Here is a 16,007-nt window from a genome sequence, read left to right on the forward strand (position 1 = left end):
CTGAATCCTGTTCTAAATTAGAAAGTTAGAGCATGATGTCATCCGAAAGCCGCTCACACTTTTCGGCATCATGCTCTGGACAGACAACCGGCGAGAAGACGAATTGATGACTACACGCAAGAAAGAAGCAGCCGATCAGCGAAAGCTGGAGCTGCGGGCGAGCGACATCCTGGACCCGAACAATCAGATCGGCGTCAGGCTGCGGTCGCTTTATGCGGCCGCACAGGATGAGGCGATCCCCGATCGTTTTCTCGACCTTCTCGAAAAGCTCGACCATGCTGAAATGATGGCTTCTGCCAAGATGGCCGAATAGGATCGCCGCATGGAAGACAAATCGCAACCCAGCTTCAAGCGGGAACTGCTGGCGGCACTCCCAAGTCTTCGCGCCTTCGCGATCTCGCTCATCGGGCGGCACGACCGTGCCGACGATCTCGTCCAGGACACCATCATGAAAGCCTGGGCCAAACAGGATCATTTCGAGATGGGCACCAATATGAAGGCCTGGCTCTTTACGATCCTGCGCAACGAACTCTACAGCCAGATGCGCAAGAGCGGCCGTGAAGTGCAGGACAGCGACGGGCTGTTCACAGAATCGATGGCGATGCACCCCTCGCAGTATGGCGCACTCGATCTGCAGGACTTCAAGAAGGCGCTCGACCAGCTGCCGCCGGATCAACGCGAGGCGATCATCCTCGTCGGGGCCTCGGGCTTTTCCTACGAGGAGGCGGCCGAAATCTGCGGCTGTGCCGTGGGGACCATCAAGAGCCGCGTCAACCGGGCCCGCCAGCGGCTGCAGGAGTTGCTGCAGATATCAGGCGAGGCCGATTTCGGCCCCGACGCGACCTCGGCGCCGCTGACGTCGAAGGCCTTCGCATTCTGAAAAGAATTACATTTGGGAGGAAAGCCGGTCGCCCTTCGGGGCGCCGGTTTTTTGGTTGTCGGTTATGGCATTGATATAGTTGTGTATCCGCCCCTCATCTGCCTGCCGCCGCCTTCTCCCCGCAAGCGGGGCGAAGGGACATGCCGTACCCACCTCGCTCTCGCAGAGCACGTCCCCTCTCCCCGTTTTACGGGGTCCGGAGGACGGGTCGAGAAGAGTGACCCGACCCTGAGGGGCAGCCGCTTGCCTTCACGCCTCCTCAATCAATCCTCGCGCTTCGATCCCACCAGATTGGCTGCGACAATTGCCGCCAGAACACCGGCGGTCAGGAGCGGCTGGGCGCGGATAAGGCCGAGCCCGACCGTTGCCAGCGATTCCAGCGCTGCGCGGCGTTCCCGGGTGCGACGCGCTTCCCGGGCGTTGATAATCGACATTACCACCAGCGCGATGATGGCGATCAGCAGCGCGCAGGCGGCCAGGAAAAGAGCAGCGCCGACCGGGCCGTATATGCCGGCGAGCCAGATGGCGCCGGCAGTGACGGCCAGCGCGTAGGCAGTAAGGAGGAAGAGCACGGCAAGCGCAATGAAGATGCCATTGCGCTTGGCGCGCCCAACGGTTCGGTGCACGCTTGTGCCCGTCAATAGGCTGAGGATCGAGAAGAGCATCGCGCTTCCTCAGCGCCGGGCGAGGAAGGCGATGGCAAGGCCGAAAGCGGCTGCAGCGCCGATGGTTGCCAGCGGATGCTTGCGCACCGTCTCACGCATTTCCGTCGCTCCACGCTCATAGCCGTGCTGCAATTCGCGCAGCAGATCCTCGCTGCGGCCGAGCAGTTCCTCGTAGCCGGCACCGGCCTGGCTACGGATTTTCTCACCCTGGTGGCGCGAGCTCTTGCCGACGAGGCGCGTCAGTTCTGCGAGTTCGTCGCGTAGCGCTTCGATCTGCTCCTCGATGCCGGATTCCAGATTGTGGAAGGTGCCGTTGCGGCGGCTGCGGCCGGACTGGAAGATAGAATAGCTCATGGTTGTCTCCATTGACTGGGGCGCGCACAAGCCCGCCTGTTTCGCACGAGGGTCACCACCGTCCGTTGCATGAATGATATCGCCCGGCATTGACCCAGATCATGCCGGAAACGTGCCGGGCGATCAAAAGTTCCGCTCGCGCGGTGCTCAGGGGCGGGAAACGGCGCTGTGGGCGAGCACGAAGGGCGTGCCATCGGCCGGCACCTGGTTGATGCGCAGCGCGCAGCCGAACACCGAGAGCATCGTTTCGTTCGTCAGCACGTCAGCGATGCTGCCGGCGGCCGCGAGCCGGCCGGATTTCATCAGCACGATGCGGTCGGCAAAGAGCGCCGTCAGGTTGAGATCGTGCATGACGGCGATAACGCCGCCGCCGCGTTCGCAGAAAGTGCGGGCAAGCGTCATGATGGTCAGCTGATGGCTGATGTCGAGGCTCGAGACCGGCTCGTCGAGCAGCAGCCAGCATGGCTTGCCGTCGACGACGGGCTCGGCGATCTGGCAGAGCACGCGGGCAAGCTGCACGCGCTGCTGCTCGCCGCCGGAGAGCTCCTGATAGAAACGGCCTTCGAAGCCGGTCAGGTCGACGGAGGCAAGCGCTGCGGCCGCCGTCTGCTCGGCCTTGTCGGGATGCAGGTTGAAGCCCGAAGTCAGTCCCATGCGGACGATCTCGCGCACGGTGAACGGAAAGGAGATCGTGCTTGCCTGTGGCAGCACGCCACGAATGGCGGCAAGCTGCCAGGGTTTCAGCCCCTTCACCTCGTCGCCGCCGATGCGCACCGAGCCGCCATAGGCAAGTTCGCCGGAGATGGCTTTCATCGTCGTCGTCTTGCCGGAACCATTCGGCCCGGCAATCGCCGTCAGTTCACCCGCCTTTGCCGTGAAGGCGACGTCGCCGATGATGGTTTTGCCGGAAAGGCGCACGGAGACGCCGGAAACTTCGATCATCTCAATGTCACTCACGGGGGTCACTCACAGGGCAAGGCGCGAACGCTGCCTCAGCAGGATCCACAGGAAGAACGGCCCGCCGACTGCCGCGGTGATGATGCCGATCGGCAGCTCGGCCGGGGCAACTAGGGTGCGCGCCAGGACGTCCGCGAATATCAGCAGGGAGCCGCCGAGAAGAGCTGCGGCCGGCAGCAGGAAACGATGGTCGGGGCCGATTGCCATGCGCAGGATATGCGGCACGACGATCCCGACGAAGCCGATGCCGCCGCTGACGGCGACGGACGCGCCGGTCGCCGCGGCGACGCCAACGATCGCAACATTCTTCAGCCGCTGCACCGGCACGCCCATATGAAAGGCGGCCGCCTCGCCGAGCGTGATGGCATTGAGGCCGCGGGCCATGAAGGGCAGGGCGGTAAAGGACAACAGGATGATCGGGCCGGCGGCGGCGATCTTCGTCCACGTTGCGCCGGCAAGCGAGCCCATGCTCCAGAAGGTCAGGTCGCGCAGCTGCTGGTCGTTGGCCATGTAGATCAGCAGCCCCGTGATGGCGAGGGCGAGTGCGCCGAGCGCGATGCCGGCAAGCAGCATCGTCGCCACCGAGGTCTGGCCATGACGGGTGGCAATCCTGTAGAGCAGCAGCGTCGTGATGAGGCCGCCGCCAAAGGCGGCCGCCGGCAGAGCGTAGATGCCGAGAAGCGCCTGGAGCGAAGCAGCGATGCCGCCGCCGAGCACGATCATCGCGACTGTGCCGAGGCTTGCGCCGGAGGAGACGCCGACGAGACCGGGATCGGCCAGCGGATTGCGGAACAGGCCCTGCATCACCGTACCGGAGACGGCAAGCGAGGCGCCGATCAGGAAGCCGAGGATTGCCCTCGGCAGGCGGATATCGAAGATGATGATCCGGTCACGCGTGCTGAGCGCCGTCTCGGAGCCGGCCATGTTGCTGATGACGTCGAGGATCGAGGCATCCGAGGCGCCTGTCGTCACCGAAATCAGCATCGAAAAGACCGAGCCGACGAGGAGCAGCGCGATCGCCAGCAAGGCGAGCCGCGTCCTGTCGCCTGCGTGCCTGATTGCGCGGATGTCCGGCATCGGAAATGGTCGCCTTCGTTCCGTCATGGCTTGCGGCAGGGCCATAATCAGCCCCCGTAGATCGCCGTGTTGAGCTCACGCGCGGCGGCTGCGGTGCGCGGGCCGAAGCCGAGCAGGTAGACGCCATCCATTCGGATGATCGCTTTCTTCTCGCCTGCCGGCGTCAGCGCGATCGCCGGCTGAGCCAGCAGGTCCTCGTTCTTGGTGCCGGCGCCATCGCCGCGGTTCATCATGAGGATGATGTCGGGCTTGGCTTCGATGATCGCCTCGTCCGTCAGCGGCTTGTAGCCCGGGAATGCGCCGACGGCGTTGATGGCGCCGGCGAGCTTGACGATGCCATCGGCGGCCGTGCCGGTGCCTGATGCCATGATCCGGCCGCTCTGGGCGCTGAGGATGAAGAGAACGCGCTTGCGCTCGGCCTCCGGGCGCTTTTCGGCATCGGCGATCCGCGCGTCGAGATCGGCCGCGACCTTTTCTTCAAGCGCCTTGGCCTTGTCAGGCACGCCAAGCAGCGTGCCGACACGGTCGATCTTGGCGATGATACCGTCGCGGGTAAAGGCGTTCGGCACGGTCTCGAAGGGCACGCTGGCATTCTTCAGCACGGTCAGCGCCTCCTGCGGGCCCGAACCTTCGACGGCGATGATCGCCGTCGGGTTCATGGCGAGGATGCCTTCCGGCGAGAGCGCGCGCATATAGCCGACGTTGGGCAGCTTCAATGCCGCCTCCGGATACATGCTGGTCGTATCGCGGGCGATCAGCCTGCTTTCCTCGCCGAGCGCATAGACGATCTCGGTGATGTCGCCGCCGACCGAAACCAGGCGCGAGGTGTCGAGCTTCTTTTCGTCAGCATGGGCGGCGCGGACGAAGGCGAAGCCTTCGACCGTCGGCGCCATCGGGATCAGCGGCAGCGCCATGACGGCCGCCGTCAGGGCCAGTTCCCAAGCACGGATCCGGTGCAGATTGTTACGCATCGTCATCGTTGCGATCCTTATGCTGCCACGCTTGCTGCCCGCGGCAGGTTTTCCACGATCTCGCGCCATGCGGCGCGTTCGTCGGAACCTTCCTGCCGCTTGCCGAAGAACTGGATGATCATCTCGCCTTCGGCGTTGTAAGCCTCCAGCGAGGTGACGCGGCCGTCCGTGGTCGGCTTGCGCACGGCCCAGGTCTCGGCGATGTGATCCTGGCGCAGATGCAGGTGGAAGCTCGGGTCCATGATATTGATCCACGGACCCATGGCCTGCACGTTGAAGATCGGGCCGGAATGGATCTGGACGATGCCGTCATTGGCGACGAAGCACATAATCGGCAGGCCAGCTTTCACAGAGGCATGCATCATCCCTGCCGTCGCGCTGTTGTCGAGCTTCCAGGCATAGTCGTCGCCGACGGTGCGCACGGCGGCCTGGCGGCCGATCTTCAGGCGCTTCAGCATGCCGAAGAACTGATGCGTGTCGGTGAGCTTGCTCCAGTTGTCGCGCAGTTCGTCACGGCTGATGTCGGCGGTCTCATCGGCGGCGTTCGAGCTTTCAGCCTCGACAAATTCCTGCAACTGGTCTTCCAGCTTCAACTCGGCGACGATCGCGTGATAGGCCTCGACATTCGAGTTCGGGCGCAGGTGCACCTTGTGTACGGCATTGCCGGCCTTGTCGAAATATTGCAGGCTGAGGCGCTCTTGATCGCCATCCTTCTTGGATACGGCGAAACCATGCTCCCAGCGGCTGGGGAAAATGCGCAGGTCGATATTCTCGCCGAGAACGATCGCGGCCTGCGCGCCGCTCTTGATGTTTTCGAAGACGCCGATCTTCTCGTGCACGGCGCTTTCGTTGCGCGACAGCGCCATCACTTCGCCGAGGCCGGCCACGCGCTCGAGAAGCTTCAGCGCGCTGCCATCGATGCGGGTCACGCTGATGCCGGTTTCGGCGGCGACGAGGGCTGCCTCGGAAATCTTCAGCTGGGCGGCGATATCGCGCTCGCGCATCTTCGGATTGTCAGCGCGAAACGCACGGATTTCGGCTGGCGCCGGTCTTGTCTGTTCGGTCATGTCCTACCCTACTTATTGAGAATGAGCTTGCCCTGACGGGTGATCTTCAGGCGATAGACCAAGCCGTCGTGTCGAATCATGATCTCGTTCGTGCCGAGGAAGAGATCCGCGCTTTCGACGATCCGGTGCTGCGCAGCAGGCTCGCTCTGCAGCGGAACGTGCTTAAAGTTATCTGGCTTTTCAACCATCATTTCAGTTGGCAATTCCGTGAGACCGGTGATCAGGGTCCCCGGTTGTGATGACAATTATCTTGACTTTCTTACTCATAGTTTTTTAAAGACGCAATAGGAGACTAATACAGTCAAGTTTTTGAGATTGCTGATATGAAGCCGCCTGGCGGCGGTTCGCGACAATGGCGGAGAAGATGATGACGGTGAGGTTTGCGGCTGTTGCAGCCGGCATGGTGATGGCGGTTTCAAGCGTATGCCAGGCGCAGGATGCGGCAACAGCCAAGCTCGATGTCGAACTCAACGCTCTGGCGCCGTCGCAAAAGGGCTGCATGATGACCTTCGTCGCCGAGAACAATCTCCAGGCGCCGATCAACAAGATCTCCTTCGAGCTCGCTTTCTTCAACGACAGGAATGCCGTCGACCGCATCAACGTGCTCGACTTCCGCGATCTGCCGCAAGGCAAGAAACGCGTGCGCCAGTTCGATATGCCGAATGTGAAGTGCGAGACGGTCACGCGCATCATCATCAACGACACGCCGGTCTGCGACGGCCCGACGGCGGGCGAATGCATGAAGGGTCTCGTCACCCGTTCACAGATTTCCGTTCCCTTCGAGGGCTAGAGCGGTTCAGCTTTTCACGGAAGCGCTGGACCGCTCTATCCGTTTGTTTTTACGCAATTCCGGACGGAAAACCGCTTCACACTTTTCCTGGAATTGCTTTGAGAATACGCCGGGGATGAACCCCGGCGGACATGTTTCAGGCTGTCCGAGGCATACAAATGACAATTTCAGCGAAGACCAGATCGAGACAGCTGCTCATCGGGGAGCCGGACGCTGACGGCGGTCTGAACGACAACAACATGTATCCCGGCCACGAGCTTTCCGACCTGTGCAATGTGCAGCGGCAGCCGGCCGGCGAAGCTGTGGTCCACTATGGGCGTTTCGCGCAGATACCCTCCTTTCCCGATCATCCGGAAGCCGAGCCGGCCGCTCCCGTTCCCGCGCCGCCGATGGATGCCGCGGTGGAAAAGCAGGAAGACGAGAAGAAGCCGGTCCGACGACGGGTGGCGCTTGCCTGCGTTTGTTCGCTGATTTTTCACGCGACGCTGGCCGCTGTATTGATCATTGCCTTCCCTAAGGTGCCGGAGGAGACACTGATGGAGGCAGGCGAAGCGATCAGCGTCGTCATGCTCGGCAGCTCTGACGCCGATCAGAGCGCCGCCGGCGAGACCGAGGTGACCATACAGCAAGAAATTGTTCCGGAAGCTGTCGAACCCGATACGGTCAAGCCAGTGGAAACAACGGAGATGCAGCCGGAGGCCGTCCAACCGGAAACTGTCCAGCCGACTGATGCAGAGCCGGTCGAGGCCGTTCAGCCCACGCAGGAGGTGACGCGCCAGTCAGCGGAGACGGTGACGACTGCGGAACCAGAGGTGCTCGTATCGGAAACCCCTGCGGAAACGTCAGTTGCGCAGCCAATGTCGACAGTGGTGCCGGAGCAATCCCCGGAGATGCCGATAACATCCGCCGAACCACTCGCCGCAACCGCGACGCAATCCGAGCCGGAAGAGATCAAGCCTCTCGAGACGGCCGCGATTTCTCCCGAGCCGGAACCGCCAGCAGAGATCGCCACGCCACAACCAAAACCGAAGCTGGAAAAGCCCGCGGAAAAGAAGCCGGCCGAAAGAAAGCAGCCTCCAAAGAAGGCACAGGGTTCAGAGGGAGAGGCCAAACAGGAGTCACGCAGGGGCGCCGCGGACGGGCAGGCAGACGCCAACTCCGACATTAATTCACGCACGTCGGGCGGAAGGAGTGGATCGGGCGGTGCATCCGAAGCCAATTACAAGGGCAAGATCGTCTCGCGACTGTTCCGTTGCGTTGACCGGATTGAATCGCGATATCGTCGCGATTCTGCATCCTTGAATGTTCGCATCACGATCAACCGCAACGGAGATATCACCGCATCGGGCCTTGTCCGAGGTTCGGGCTTGGCCGAGGTGGATGGTGCCGTTATGTCCCGGATCGCTTCCTGTAATCTTCCCGCTATGCCGGATGACTGGGCCGGATCCTCGCGCTCGTACAGTTTTCCGGTGCAAGTCACGGCTCGATAAAATATGATAAATAATCAACTTTATACTTTACTCTAAAAATCAAGTTTAATAAGGTCCGCTCGCACACGCAGGAATCGTGTGACGATCAACGAGCGAACGGGTGGCATATGGCTCGCAAGGGCAATAAGGGTTCGAACCGGGAGGTCCGCGACAGCGCGGGCGAGGACGCCGGTCAGGCATCCTCCGGGCGATCCAAACTGGATGGCCGCAGTTTCCTCTATGTCGGCGGCCGCGACTGCCAGGTGGCGCATCTTCGCCAGATCTGCAGCAATTTCGGTGCAGAACTCATTCATCACGACGGTGGCTTACGCGAAGCGGTTTCCCGCATCGATACCGTCCTTCCCTCGGTCGACTGCGTGTTCTGCCCGATCGACTGTATCAGCCACGATGCCTGCCTGCGTGTGAAGACCGGCTGCAAGAAGTTCGGCAAGACCTTCATCCCGCTTCGCAACGGCAGCAAGTCCAGCCTGGAGCGTGCGTTGCATACGATGAACGAACGAGACAATTCCCGATGAACGACCAGCGCCCCGACGGCGTCACCATGATCGGCCTGCATAAGCTTGCCGCGCAGACAGGCGAGGGCCTCGTGCCCGAACTCTACGAACTTTTCCAGCAGCATGCCGAACGCCAGCAGATCTGCCAGAATGTGACGCTGTTCCCGACCTGGGAAGCGCGCATGCCCGGGGAAGTGACAACAAGACCGCTTGGACAGGCGGCGGCAAACGGCGATAATATCCTCGCCTTTCCCTCACGCGTAGCAAGGACGGGCAAGAGGAAGGCGTAAGGAGATTTCATGTATGTCGCAATGAACCGCTTCAAGGTGGCGACCGGGAGCGAGGGTGACTTCGAGGCGGTCTGGCGCAACCGCGATTCCAGCCTGCCCGGGGTGCCTGGTTTCGTCGAATTCCGCCTGCTGCGCGGCAAGGTCAACGACGAGGAGGGCTATACGCTCTATTCCTCGCACACGGTCTGGAAAAGCGAGGCGGATTTTCAGAACTGGACGAAGTCCGAGAGTTTTCGCGCAGCGCACCGCAATGCCGGCGATCACAAGGCCATGTACAAAGGGCCGCCTGTTTTTGAAGGCTTCAACGTGGTCGACGGGATTTAATTGCGGTTGATTAAGAGCGACTTGGCTCTTCGCTAAAATCTTGATTTTTTTGATCTCTGTCAGCTCCAGCGGAGAAAGGAGCCTGAGGCGCTGCCACAGGTCTCTTCTCCCCAGCGGGGAGAAGTGCCGGAGCGATAGCGAGGCGATGAGGGGGTGAGCGGCTAAGCCGCGAATGCACTGAGCGTAAGCGAAGGGCAATAATGGATGGCGTGCCGTGCGGCCTCCTTATCCGACCCTTCGGGCCACCTTCTCCCCGAGGGGAGAAGAGGGAGCAAGCCGCCGCCCCAGTCATCCCTCGGGATGGTATATCTACTCTGTGAACCTTCATTAAGCCCCCCTGAGCAATATCGGCAGAGCGCTATGCCGAACCGTCAATCCTAGGCCCGAACGCGCAAAACCGCTCCTGCCGCAACGGCCAGCCAGCCGAACATCATGGCGAAACCGCCGGTCGGGGCGGCCATCGGGAACAGGCCGGAACCGGCAAAACGCAGCGAAACGAGATCGCCTGAAAAGAGCAGCGTGCCGATGCCGATCAGTAAACCGGCCAGCCAGGCGGTTTTGATTCTGTCGGCGGCGAGCGCCAATGCCAGCAGGGCGGGCGCATGCGCCAGGCACATGGTGGATGCCGAGGCGAGCAGGTGGGCGTCGCCACCGCCATGCGCGGCCGCTGCGGCGAGCGCCACGCCGGCAAAACCGAACAGACCGGACAACAGGTAAAACAGCGGCACGAAACGGTCGTTGAGGTGCATCGGCTATTCCTTGTTCTGCATGTGATAGGCGAGCCGTTCGACCGGCGCCCAGATGAGATCGCGCAGCGCCTGGCTTGCGATCGTCTCGTCCAGGGCGCGGCGGAAGCAGAGCAGCCATTCGTCCCGCTCGACAGGGCCGATCTCGGCGACGAAATGGCGGCTGCGCAGGCGCGGATGGCCGCGCTTGTCGGTATAGAGCGGCGGGCCGCCGAGATAACCGCTCATATATTCGTAGAATTTCTCTTCACTGCCCGTAAGGCTCGGCGGATGCACGGCGCGCACGTTCCTCGCCTCCGGCAGCGTGTCCATCAGCGCGTAGAAGCGGTGCGTCAGCGCCCGCACGACGGGATCGCCGCCGATCGCTTGATATAAGGTGGTGACCTTCTCCGTCACAAAACCATCCCCATTGCCTCAACCGTTCCCCGGCCTCTTCATGCACCGGGCGGAAAATGATCGCAACTGTCATCAAGGCGCCGCGGCATTTCGCGCATAATGCCGGCACGGCGGGATTGCAGCCGGTTCTCTTGACAAAACCGTCCGGACGGTATCTTTTATCTGCATGTCAAACGCTCATCATCGCAAGAAACAGCCCGTGCTCGTGCGCCAGCAGTTGCTGGAGGTCGCCGCGCGCCTTGCTGCCAGCGACGGCATGGCCGCCGTCACGCTCGATGCGGTTTCCGCGGCGTCCAGCGTCAGCAAGGGTGGGCTGCTGCATCATTTCCCGACGAAGAATGCGCTGCTCGATGCCCTGTTCGAGAGCCTGCTCGAAAAGTTCGACGCCGATATAGAGGAACTGATGCGCGGCGATCCTCTGCCGCAGGGCCGCTTCACCCGCGCCTATCTCAGGGCGGTATCCGGTCTCAAGGAGCGTCCCGACGATTCCCGGAGTTGGACGCAGGTGACGATCGCGCTTCTTGCCGAACCACGGCTGCGTCTTCGCTGGCGCCAATGGGTGCAGGCGCGGGCGGAGGAATATATCGGCACCGACTCCTCGCTCGATGCGCAAGTCGTGCGTTTCGCCGCCGACGGTCTTTGGTTCGCAGATACGTTGGAAAGCCATGATATCAACGGCGTTCAGAGGCGGGATCTTATCGATCGCCTTGTCGAACTGACCGGCAAATAATTCGAAAAGGAATTCGCCATGAGCCAGGCCGCCGTCTACGGGCTGCTGTTTGCAGCCATCGTGCTCGAGGTCATCGGCACGACCGCGCTGCAGCTGTCGCAGCAATTCACCCGCATCGGGCCGACGGCACTCGTCGTCGCCTGCTATGCGGCTGCCTTCTATTGCCTGTCGCTGACTCTGAAAAGCATCCCCGTCGGTATCGCCTATGCGATTTGGAGCGCTTTGGGAATCGTGCTGATTTCCTCGGTCGGCCTGGTGTTCTTCAAGCAGCGCCTCGACCTGCCGGCAATCGTCGGCCTTGGGCTGATCATATCGGGCGTTATGGTCGTCAATCTGTTCTCGAAATCCGTTTCGCATTGATATTGCTGTGATATTGGCAGGTGGTTTCTCCGCCTTCGGCCGATAAATTTTCCCCTTTGTCAAAATACTGACAAAGGTCTATGTGTTCCTTGGACGTGAGGAGACGAGGCGCAGCCGGCGCCGTTTTCCAAAGCGCTTTGAATCCTGCCTTCCCGCCTATCGATATTTCCAGGTTCTACAGGAGCACATCATGGCCATTCGCACCGTCGTCTGGGGAGAGAATATCCACGAGACTACCAATGAGATCGTCCGGGGGATCTATCCCGAAGGGATGCACACGACGATCGCCAATGCGCTGAACACCGATCCAAGTATCTCGGCAACGACAGCGACGCTGCAGGAGCCGGAACACGGCCTCAGCGAAGCCCGCCTTACTGAGACAGACGTCTTGACCTGGTGGGGCCACAAGGATCACGGCGCGGTCGCCGACGTCGTCGTCGAGCGGGTTGCCAAGCGCGTCTGGGAAGGCATGGGTCTGCTGGTGTTGCATTCCGGCCATTTCTCCAAGATCTTCAAGCGGCTGATGGGCACGCCCTGCGCGCTGAAATGGCGCGAGGCGGGTGAGCGCGAGCGTCTGTGGACGATCAACCAGCGCCATCCGATCGCCGCCGGCATCGGCGAACATTTCGAGCTTGAGAACGAGGAAATGTATGGCGAGCAGTTCTCGGTGCCGGAACCGCTCGAAACGGTGTTCATCTCCTGGTTCCAGGGCGGCGAAGTATTCCGGTCGGGCCTGACCTGGCGGCGCGGCGCCGGCAACATCTTCTATTTCCGTCCCGGGCACGAGACCTATCCGACCTACCACGATGCCAATGTCCAGAAGGTGCTGATCAACGGTGTGAAGTGGGCCTATAATCCCGAGGGTGCATTGAAGAGCATTACTGATGCTCCAAATGTGCCGGTAGAAAAAGCACTGGAGCCGATCGTCGAACGCGGCCCGAGACTGCACCAGGCCGGCGAAGCCGGTTACCGCTGAGGAGCATCCATGCGACTACTCGTTCTTGGCACGGGGGTGATGGCGAAAAACCAGCTCGCCCGCTTCCCTCTCATCGACGGCGTGACGGTGGTCGGCGCCGTCGACACCGATCCCGAGCGGCTTTCGGCTTTCGCCGACAAGTTCAACATCGAAAAGCGGTTTCTTTCGCTGGAGGAGGCGATCGCCTGGGGTGAATTCGATGCGGCGACAAATGTCACGCCCGACCGCATCCATCACCCGACGACGATGGCGCTGATTGCTGCGGGCAAGCACGTTTTCTGCGAAAAGCCGCTGGCGGAGAACTATGCGAAGGCGCTGGAGATGACGGAGGCGGCCGAAAAGGCCGGCGTCATCAACATGGTCAACCTCACCTATCGCAACGTCGCGCCGCTGCAGCGCGCCCGTGAGATGGTGCTCGCCGGCGAGCTCGGCACGATCAGACATGTGGAAGCCTCCTATCTCCAGAGCTGGCTGGTGTCGCGCGCCTGGGGCGACTGGCGCACGGAATCGACCTGGCTGTGGCGGCTTTCCACCGGCCATGGTTCGAACGGCGTGCTCGGCGACGTCGGCATCCATATTCTGGATTTCGCCGCCTATGGCGCGGCGACCGACATCGATCACGTCTTTGCCCGGCTGAAGACCTTCAACAAGGCGCCGGGCGGCCAGATCGGCGAGTATCTGCTCGATGCCAATGACAGCTTCACCATGTCTGTCGATTTCGCCAACGGCGCGCTCGGCGTCATCCATGCCAGCCGCTGGGCGACAGGGCATCTGAACGAGTTGAAGCTGCGTATTTATGGCGAGAGGGGCAGCCTTGAGGTCATCCATCGTCCCAGCGGTTCCGAGCTGCATGGCTGCCTCGGCGAGGATGTCGAAACCGCGACCTGGACGAAGATCGAGGTTGAACCGGTGGCGACCAACTACGAGCGTTTTGCCGAGGCCGTGGCAAGCGGCGTCCAGCCGGACCCGAACTTCCGCCATGCCGCCAACCTGCAGAAGGTGCTCGACCTTGCGATGGTGACCGAGCGCGAGCGGCGCGAGTTGAAGGTTTGACCCTGTCCGCTGGATAAGCTGCCGTTCATCCGACGGTGGCTTATCCAGCGCATCGGCGCACCATCGGCTTTCAGTCCGCAATATTTTCGCGCTATGCTCTGGCAATGAGCAGCTCAAGGCTTTCGTTTGGTCCGTTCCTTTACGATCCCGTGACAGGAAGCCTGTGGCGGGACGGGAAGTCCGTTGCGACGGGACAACGGTCGGTAGCGCTGCTCGGCTTGCTGCTGGAGGCTGAGGGCCGCGTCGTCACCAAGGCGGATCTGATGGAGCGGGCCTGGCCGGGACTTACCGTGGAAGAAGGCAACCTGACGGTCCAGATTGCCACGCTCAGGAAGCTTCTCGGCGCAAGGCCGGATGGCACGGAGTGGATCGTCACCGTTCCCAGGGTTGGTTATCGCCTGCCGCGCCAGGACGATGCCGGGATAGCGCCCGTGGCGCCGCAGGCGCCGTCGGTTGCCGTTCTTCCCTTCGTCAATCTCGGCAGTGACGCCGACCAGGATTATTTCGCCGACGGCGTGGCGGCGGAGATCATCACCGCGCTTTCGCGCTTCCGTTCCTTTTCGGTCGTCTCGCAGAACTCCGCCTTTGTCTACAAGGGACGCAGCGTCGATGTGCGAGAGGTGGCCAGGGAATTCGGCGTGCGCTACGTGCTCGAAGGCAGTATCCGGCGAGAGGGCGCGCAGGTGCGCATCAACGTGCAGCTGGTCGACGGCATTTCGGCGGCCAATCTCTGGGCCGATCATTTCGAAGACGGCATCAGCCACATCTTCGCCTTCCAGGACCGTATCACCGAGCGCGTCGCCACGATCGTCGAGCCGGCGATCGAGATCGCCGAAATCCGGAGATCGCGGCGAGACCGGCCGAACAGCCCGGCGGTCTATGATCTCTATCTGCGTGCACTTGCTGCCATCACCGACGAGTCGATCGAAAGCAATGCCGCTGCCTATACGCTGCTGCGCGAGGCCCTGACCATCGAGCCGGAAAATGCGTTGATCCTGTCGCTTGCCGCCTGGGCGCTCGAACATCGCACGACCATGGGCTGGCCGCCGCTCGGAGAAGACGACAAGGCGGAATGCCTCAGGCTTGCACGCCGCGGCCTCCAGCATTCGGCCGGCGATCCCCGGGTGATGGTCCATTGCGGTATGGCGCTGCTGCAGACGGGCAAGGATTACGAAGGCGGCATGGCCGTGCTGGAGGCTGCCGCTGCCGCCAATCCCAATGATCTTCGCGTCGCGGCATGCTCCGGCATCGCGGCCCTGCACTGCGGCGATATCGATGACGCGCTCGAGCGTCTGCACCGCGCCTTGAGGCTGGGGCCGCGAGATCCGGACGCGCGTTTTTCGCTGACGGGCATCGCGATGGCCGAGATCTTCCGCGGCAATTACGAGGCGGCGGTCTCGTTCGGCGCTCGCTCGCTGGCGCTCAATGCCCATTTCGACCCGACCTACTGGATGCTGATCGCAGCACATGCGCATCTCGGCAACATGGCCGAGGCGCGGCAGTACCTGCATGCGCTTGAGGCGATCGCACCCGGTGTGACGCTCGAGAAAATTCAAGCCGGTCAACCGGCCAAGGACCCGGGGCGCTTTGTGCCGGTTCTGGAAGGACTGGCGCGGGCCGGAATGCGGGCGCGCTGAAAGCTCTTGGAAGTTTTAATAGCCTTTAATCGGTCTCTTAGAGACCCAAAGCGGACATTTCGGCGATGCTGATCCCGTCAATCGATGGAGGATCGGCTCATGCTTTCCACCATGCATATTCTATCGCTCAGACAGGGCAAGCTTTACGGCGACCGAATTCCGATAGAGGCGCTGCAGCATGGGTTCAAGCTGCCACAGCACTTTGTCGTTGTGTTCTCGCTGATCGGCATGTGGCGCGAGCGCACGAAAAAAGGCCCCGCCGAAGCGGGGCCGGAAGTTGCCGAGCCGCAACGCGCGGCTTCGGTTGCGTGATTATTCGATGACCTGCACCACACGGTGGGTGCTGGGTTCGACAATCACGCGTTGATTGTTGATGACCGTATAGGCATATTTCGGATTGTCAGGCACCGGCGTCACGACGACGTCTGCCGGAAGCGGCTTGCCGACGACGATCGGTTCCTGGACTACCACGGAGGCGGTCGGGGCTGGCTGCTGCTGGACATAGGTAACGACCTCGCGCGGCGGAGGATCGACAACGGCACCGGCGACACCGCCGGCCACGCCGCCAATGGCAGCACCCACGGGGCCGCCGACGATTGCGCCGGTGATGGCGCCACCGGCTGCACCGGTCACGGCTCCATCAGCGAGCGCATTGGTTGCAAATGACGACAGCGCAAGGGCGCTGGAGACAAGTAGGACCTTGTACATTTTGCTTCTCCTTTGCTGGGGTTGCGTTTGGGTAACGACCAC

At 61.9% G+C, this 16,007-nt stretch carries 23 protein-coding genes; 13 read left to right on the forward strand and 10 right to left on the reverse strand.

The window, feature by feature from the left end:
* Positions 1 to 106: 106 nt before the first annotated feature.
* Both C3Y91_RS21540 and C3Y91_RS21545 read left to right on the forward strand, forming a co-directional pair.
* Positions 107 to 313: a NepR family anti-sigma factor gene (locus C3Y91_RS21540; protein ID WP_024319398.1), complete on the forward strand. Its 207-nt coding sequence runs from the start codon at positions 107 to 109 to the stop codon at positions 311 to 313.
* Between the two features lie 9 nt (positions 314 to 322).
* Complete coding sequence (locus tag C3Y91_RS21545; RefSeq protein ID WP_003542247.1) at positions 323 to 880, forward strand: RNA polymerase sigma factor; 558 nt, start codon at positions 323 to 325, stop codon at positions 878 to 880.
* A gap of 263 nt (positions 881 to 1,143) precedes the next feature.
* Here the strand turns inward: C3Y91_RS21545 and C3Y91_RS21550 are convergent, their stop codons facing one another.
* From C3Y91_RS21550 to hemP, 7 genes are all read right to left on the reverse strand, one after another.
* Positions 1,144 to 1,545, reverse strand: a complete 402-nt coding sequence (locus C3Y91_RS21550) for a hypothetical protein (RefSeq protein WP_168575772.1) — start codon at positions 1,543 to 1,545, stop codon at positions 1,144 to 1,146.
* Between the two features lie 9 nt (positions 1,546 to 1,554).
* Positions 1,555 to 1,899, reverse strand: a complete 345-nt coding sequence (locus tag C3Y91_RS21555) for a DUF883 family protein (RefSeq protein ID WP_017965788.1) — start codon at positions 1,897 to 1,899, stop codon at positions 1,555 to 1,557.
* A gap of 147 nt (positions 1,900 to 2,046) precedes the next feature.
* Complete coding sequence (locus tag C3Y91_RS21560) at positions 2,047 to 2,841, reverse strand: heme ABC transporter ATP-binding protein (protein WP_168575815.1); 795 nt, start codon at positions 2,839 to 2,841, stop codon at positions 2,047 to 2,049.
* 24 nt (positions 2,842 to 2,865) lie between these two features.
* Positions 2,866 to 3,978, reverse strand: a complete 1,113-nt coding sequence (locus C3Y91_RS21565; protein ID WP_130763731.1) for a FecCD family ABC transporter permease — start codon at positions 3,976 to 3,978, stop codon at positions 2,866 to 2,868.
* Positions 3,979 to 3,980: 2 nt separating this feature from the next.
* A complete protein-coding gene (locus C3Y91_RS21570; protein WP_168575773.1) occupies positions 3,981 to 4,910 on the reverse strand; it encodes a heme/hemin ABC transporter substrate-binding protein in 930 nt (309 codons plus the stop codon).
* An 11-nt stretch (positions 4,911 to 4,921) separates the two neighbouring features.
* Positions 4,922 to 5,971, reverse strand: coding sequence for a hemin-degrading factor (locus C3Y91_RS21575; protein WP_168575774.1), 1,050 nt, complete (start codon positions 5,969 to 5,971; stop codon positions 4,922 to 4,924).
* 8 nt (positions 5,972 to 5,979) lie between these two features.
* Entirely contained in the window at positions 5,980 to 6,162 is a 183-nt protein-coding gene (hemP, locus tag C3Y91_RS21580) for a hemin uptake protein HemP (RefSeq protein WP_018073757.1), read from the reverse strand.
* A gap of 176 nt (positions 6,163 to 6,338) precedes the next feature.
* On the opposite strand from hemP, the gene C3Y91_RS21585 reads away from it, so the two are divergent.
* The 5 genes from C3Y91_RS21585 (at position 6,339) to hmuQ (ending at position 9,359) form a co-directional block, all read left to right on the forward strand.
* On the forward strand, positions 6,339 to 6,761 hold the full coding sequence (locus tag C3Y91_RS21585; RefSeq protein ID WP_168575775.1) for a hypothetical protein: 423 nt from the start codon (positions 6,339 to 6,341) through the stop codon (positions 6,759 to 6,761).
* A 158-nt stretch (positions 6,762 to 6,919) separates the two neighbouring features.
* On the forward strand, positions 6,920 to 8,251 hold the full coding sequence (locus tag C3Y91_RS21590) for a TonB C-terminal domain-containing protein (RefSeq protein ID WP_168575776.1): 1,332 nt from the start codon (positions 6,920 to 6,922) through the stop codon (positions 8,249 to 8,251).
* Positions 8,252 to 8,358: 107 nt separating this feature from the next.
* The gene (locus C3Y91_RS21595) at positions 8,359 to 8,766 is read left to right on the forward strand and encodes a DUF2325 domain-containing protein (protein WP_027689261.1); all 408 of its coding nucleotides are present in this window, start codon (positions 8,359 to 8,361) and stop codon (positions 8,764 to 8,766) included.
* On the forward strand, positions 8,763 to 9,035 hold the full coding sequence (locus C3Y91_RS21600; protein WP_018073760.1) for a hypothetical protein: 273 nt from the start codon (positions 8,763 to 8,765) through the stop codon (positions 9,033 to 9,035). The genes C3Y91_RS21595 and C3Y91_RS21600 overlap by 4 nt, the downstream gene beginning before the upstream one ends.
* A 9-nt stretch (positions 9,036 to 9,044) precedes the next feature.
* A complete protein-coding gene (hmuQ, locus tag C3Y91_RS21605; RefSeq protein ID WP_168575777.1) occupies positions 9,045 to 9,359 on the forward strand; it encodes a heme-degrading protein HmuQ in 315 nt (104 codons plus the stop codon).
* 377 nt (positions 9,360 to 9,736) lie between these two features.
* Here hmuQ and C3Y91_RS21610 read toward each other — a convergent pair whose 3' ends face one another.
* A complete protein-coding gene (locus C3Y91_RS21610) occupies positions 9,737 to 10,108 on the reverse strand; it encodes a DUF423 domain-containing protein (RefSeq protein WP_018073762.1) in 372 nt (123 codons plus the stop codon).
* A gap of 3 nt (positions 10,109 to 10,111) precedes the next feature.
* Entirely contained in the window at positions 10,112 to 10,501 is a 390-nt protein-coding gene (locus C3Y91_RS21615) for a group II truncated hemoglobin (protein WP_027689260.1), read from the reverse strand.
* A 166-nt stretch (positions 10,502 to 10,667) separates the two neighbouring features.
* Between C3Y91_RS21615 and C3Y91_RS21620 the strand changes: the two genes are divergently transcribed.
* The 6 genes from C3Y91_RS21620 to C3Y91_RS21645 all read left to right on the forward strand — a co-directional run bounded on the left by C3Y91_RS21620 (position 10,668) and on the right by C3Y91_RS21645 (position 15,569).
* Positions 10,668 to 11,231: a TetR/AcrR family transcriptional regulator gene (locus tag C3Y91_RS21620; protein WP_026171030.1), complete on the forward strand. Its 564-nt coding sequence runs from the start codon at positions 10,668 to 10,670 to the stop codon at positions 11,229 to 11,231.
* An 18-nt stretch (positions 11,232 to 11,249) separates the two neighbouring features.
* The gene (locus C3Y91_RS21625; protein ID WP_003542195.1) at positions 11,250 to 11,591 is read left to right on the forward strand and encodes an SMR family transporter; all 342 of its coding nucleotides are present in this window, start codon (positions 11,250 to 11,252) and stop codon (positions 11,589 to 11,591) included.
* A gap of 190 nt (positions 11,592 to 11,781) precedes the next feature.
* Positions 11,782 to 12,567 (forward strand): ThuA domain-containing protein, encoded by a 786-nt coding sequence (locus C3Y91_RS21630; protein WP_130763727.1) that lies wholly within the window; start codon positions 11,782 to 11,784, stop codon positions 12,565 to 12,567.
* 9 nt (positions 12,568 to 12,576) lie between these two features.
* Complete coding sequence (locus C3Y91_RS21635; RefSeq protein WP_003561895.1) at positions 12,577 to 13,620, forward strand: Gfo/Idh/MocA family protein; 1,044 nt, start codon at positions 12,577 to 12,579, stop codon at positions 13,618 to 13,620.
* A gap of 104 nt (positions 13,621 to 13,724) precedes the next feature.
* Positions 13,725 to 15,257 carry a winged helix-turn-helix domain-containing tetratricopeptide repeat protein gene (locus C3Y91_RS21640; RefSeq protein ID WP_168575778.1) on the forward strand — a complete coding sequence of 511 codons (1,533 nt, stop codon included), beginning with the start codon at positions 13,725 to 13,727 and terminating at the stop codon, positions 15,255 to 15,257.
* Between the two features lie 99 nt (positions 15,258 to 15,356).
* Positions 15,357 to 15,569, forward strand: a complete 213-nt coding sequence (locus C3Y91_RS21645) for a hypothetical protein (RefSeq protein WP_168575779.1) — start codon at positions 15,357 to 15,359, stop codon at positions 15,567 to 15,569.
* Here the strand turns inward: C3Y91_RS21645 and C3Y91_RS21650 are convergent, their stop codons facing one another.
* Positions 15,570 to 15,965 (reverse strand): DUF1236 domain-containing protein, encoded by a 396-nt coding sequence (locus tag C3Y91_RS21650; protein ID WP_130662071.1) that lies wholly within the window; start codon positions 15,963 to 15,965, stop codon positions 15,570 to 15,572.
* Positions 15,966 to 16,007: the final 42 nt, after the last annotated feature.

The sequence above is a fragment of the Rhizobium ruizarguesonis genome (genome assembly GCF_012349115.1).
GTDB lineage: Bacteria > Pseudomonadota > Alphaproteobacteria > Rhizobiales > Rhizobiaceae > Rhizobium > Rhizobium ruizarguesonis.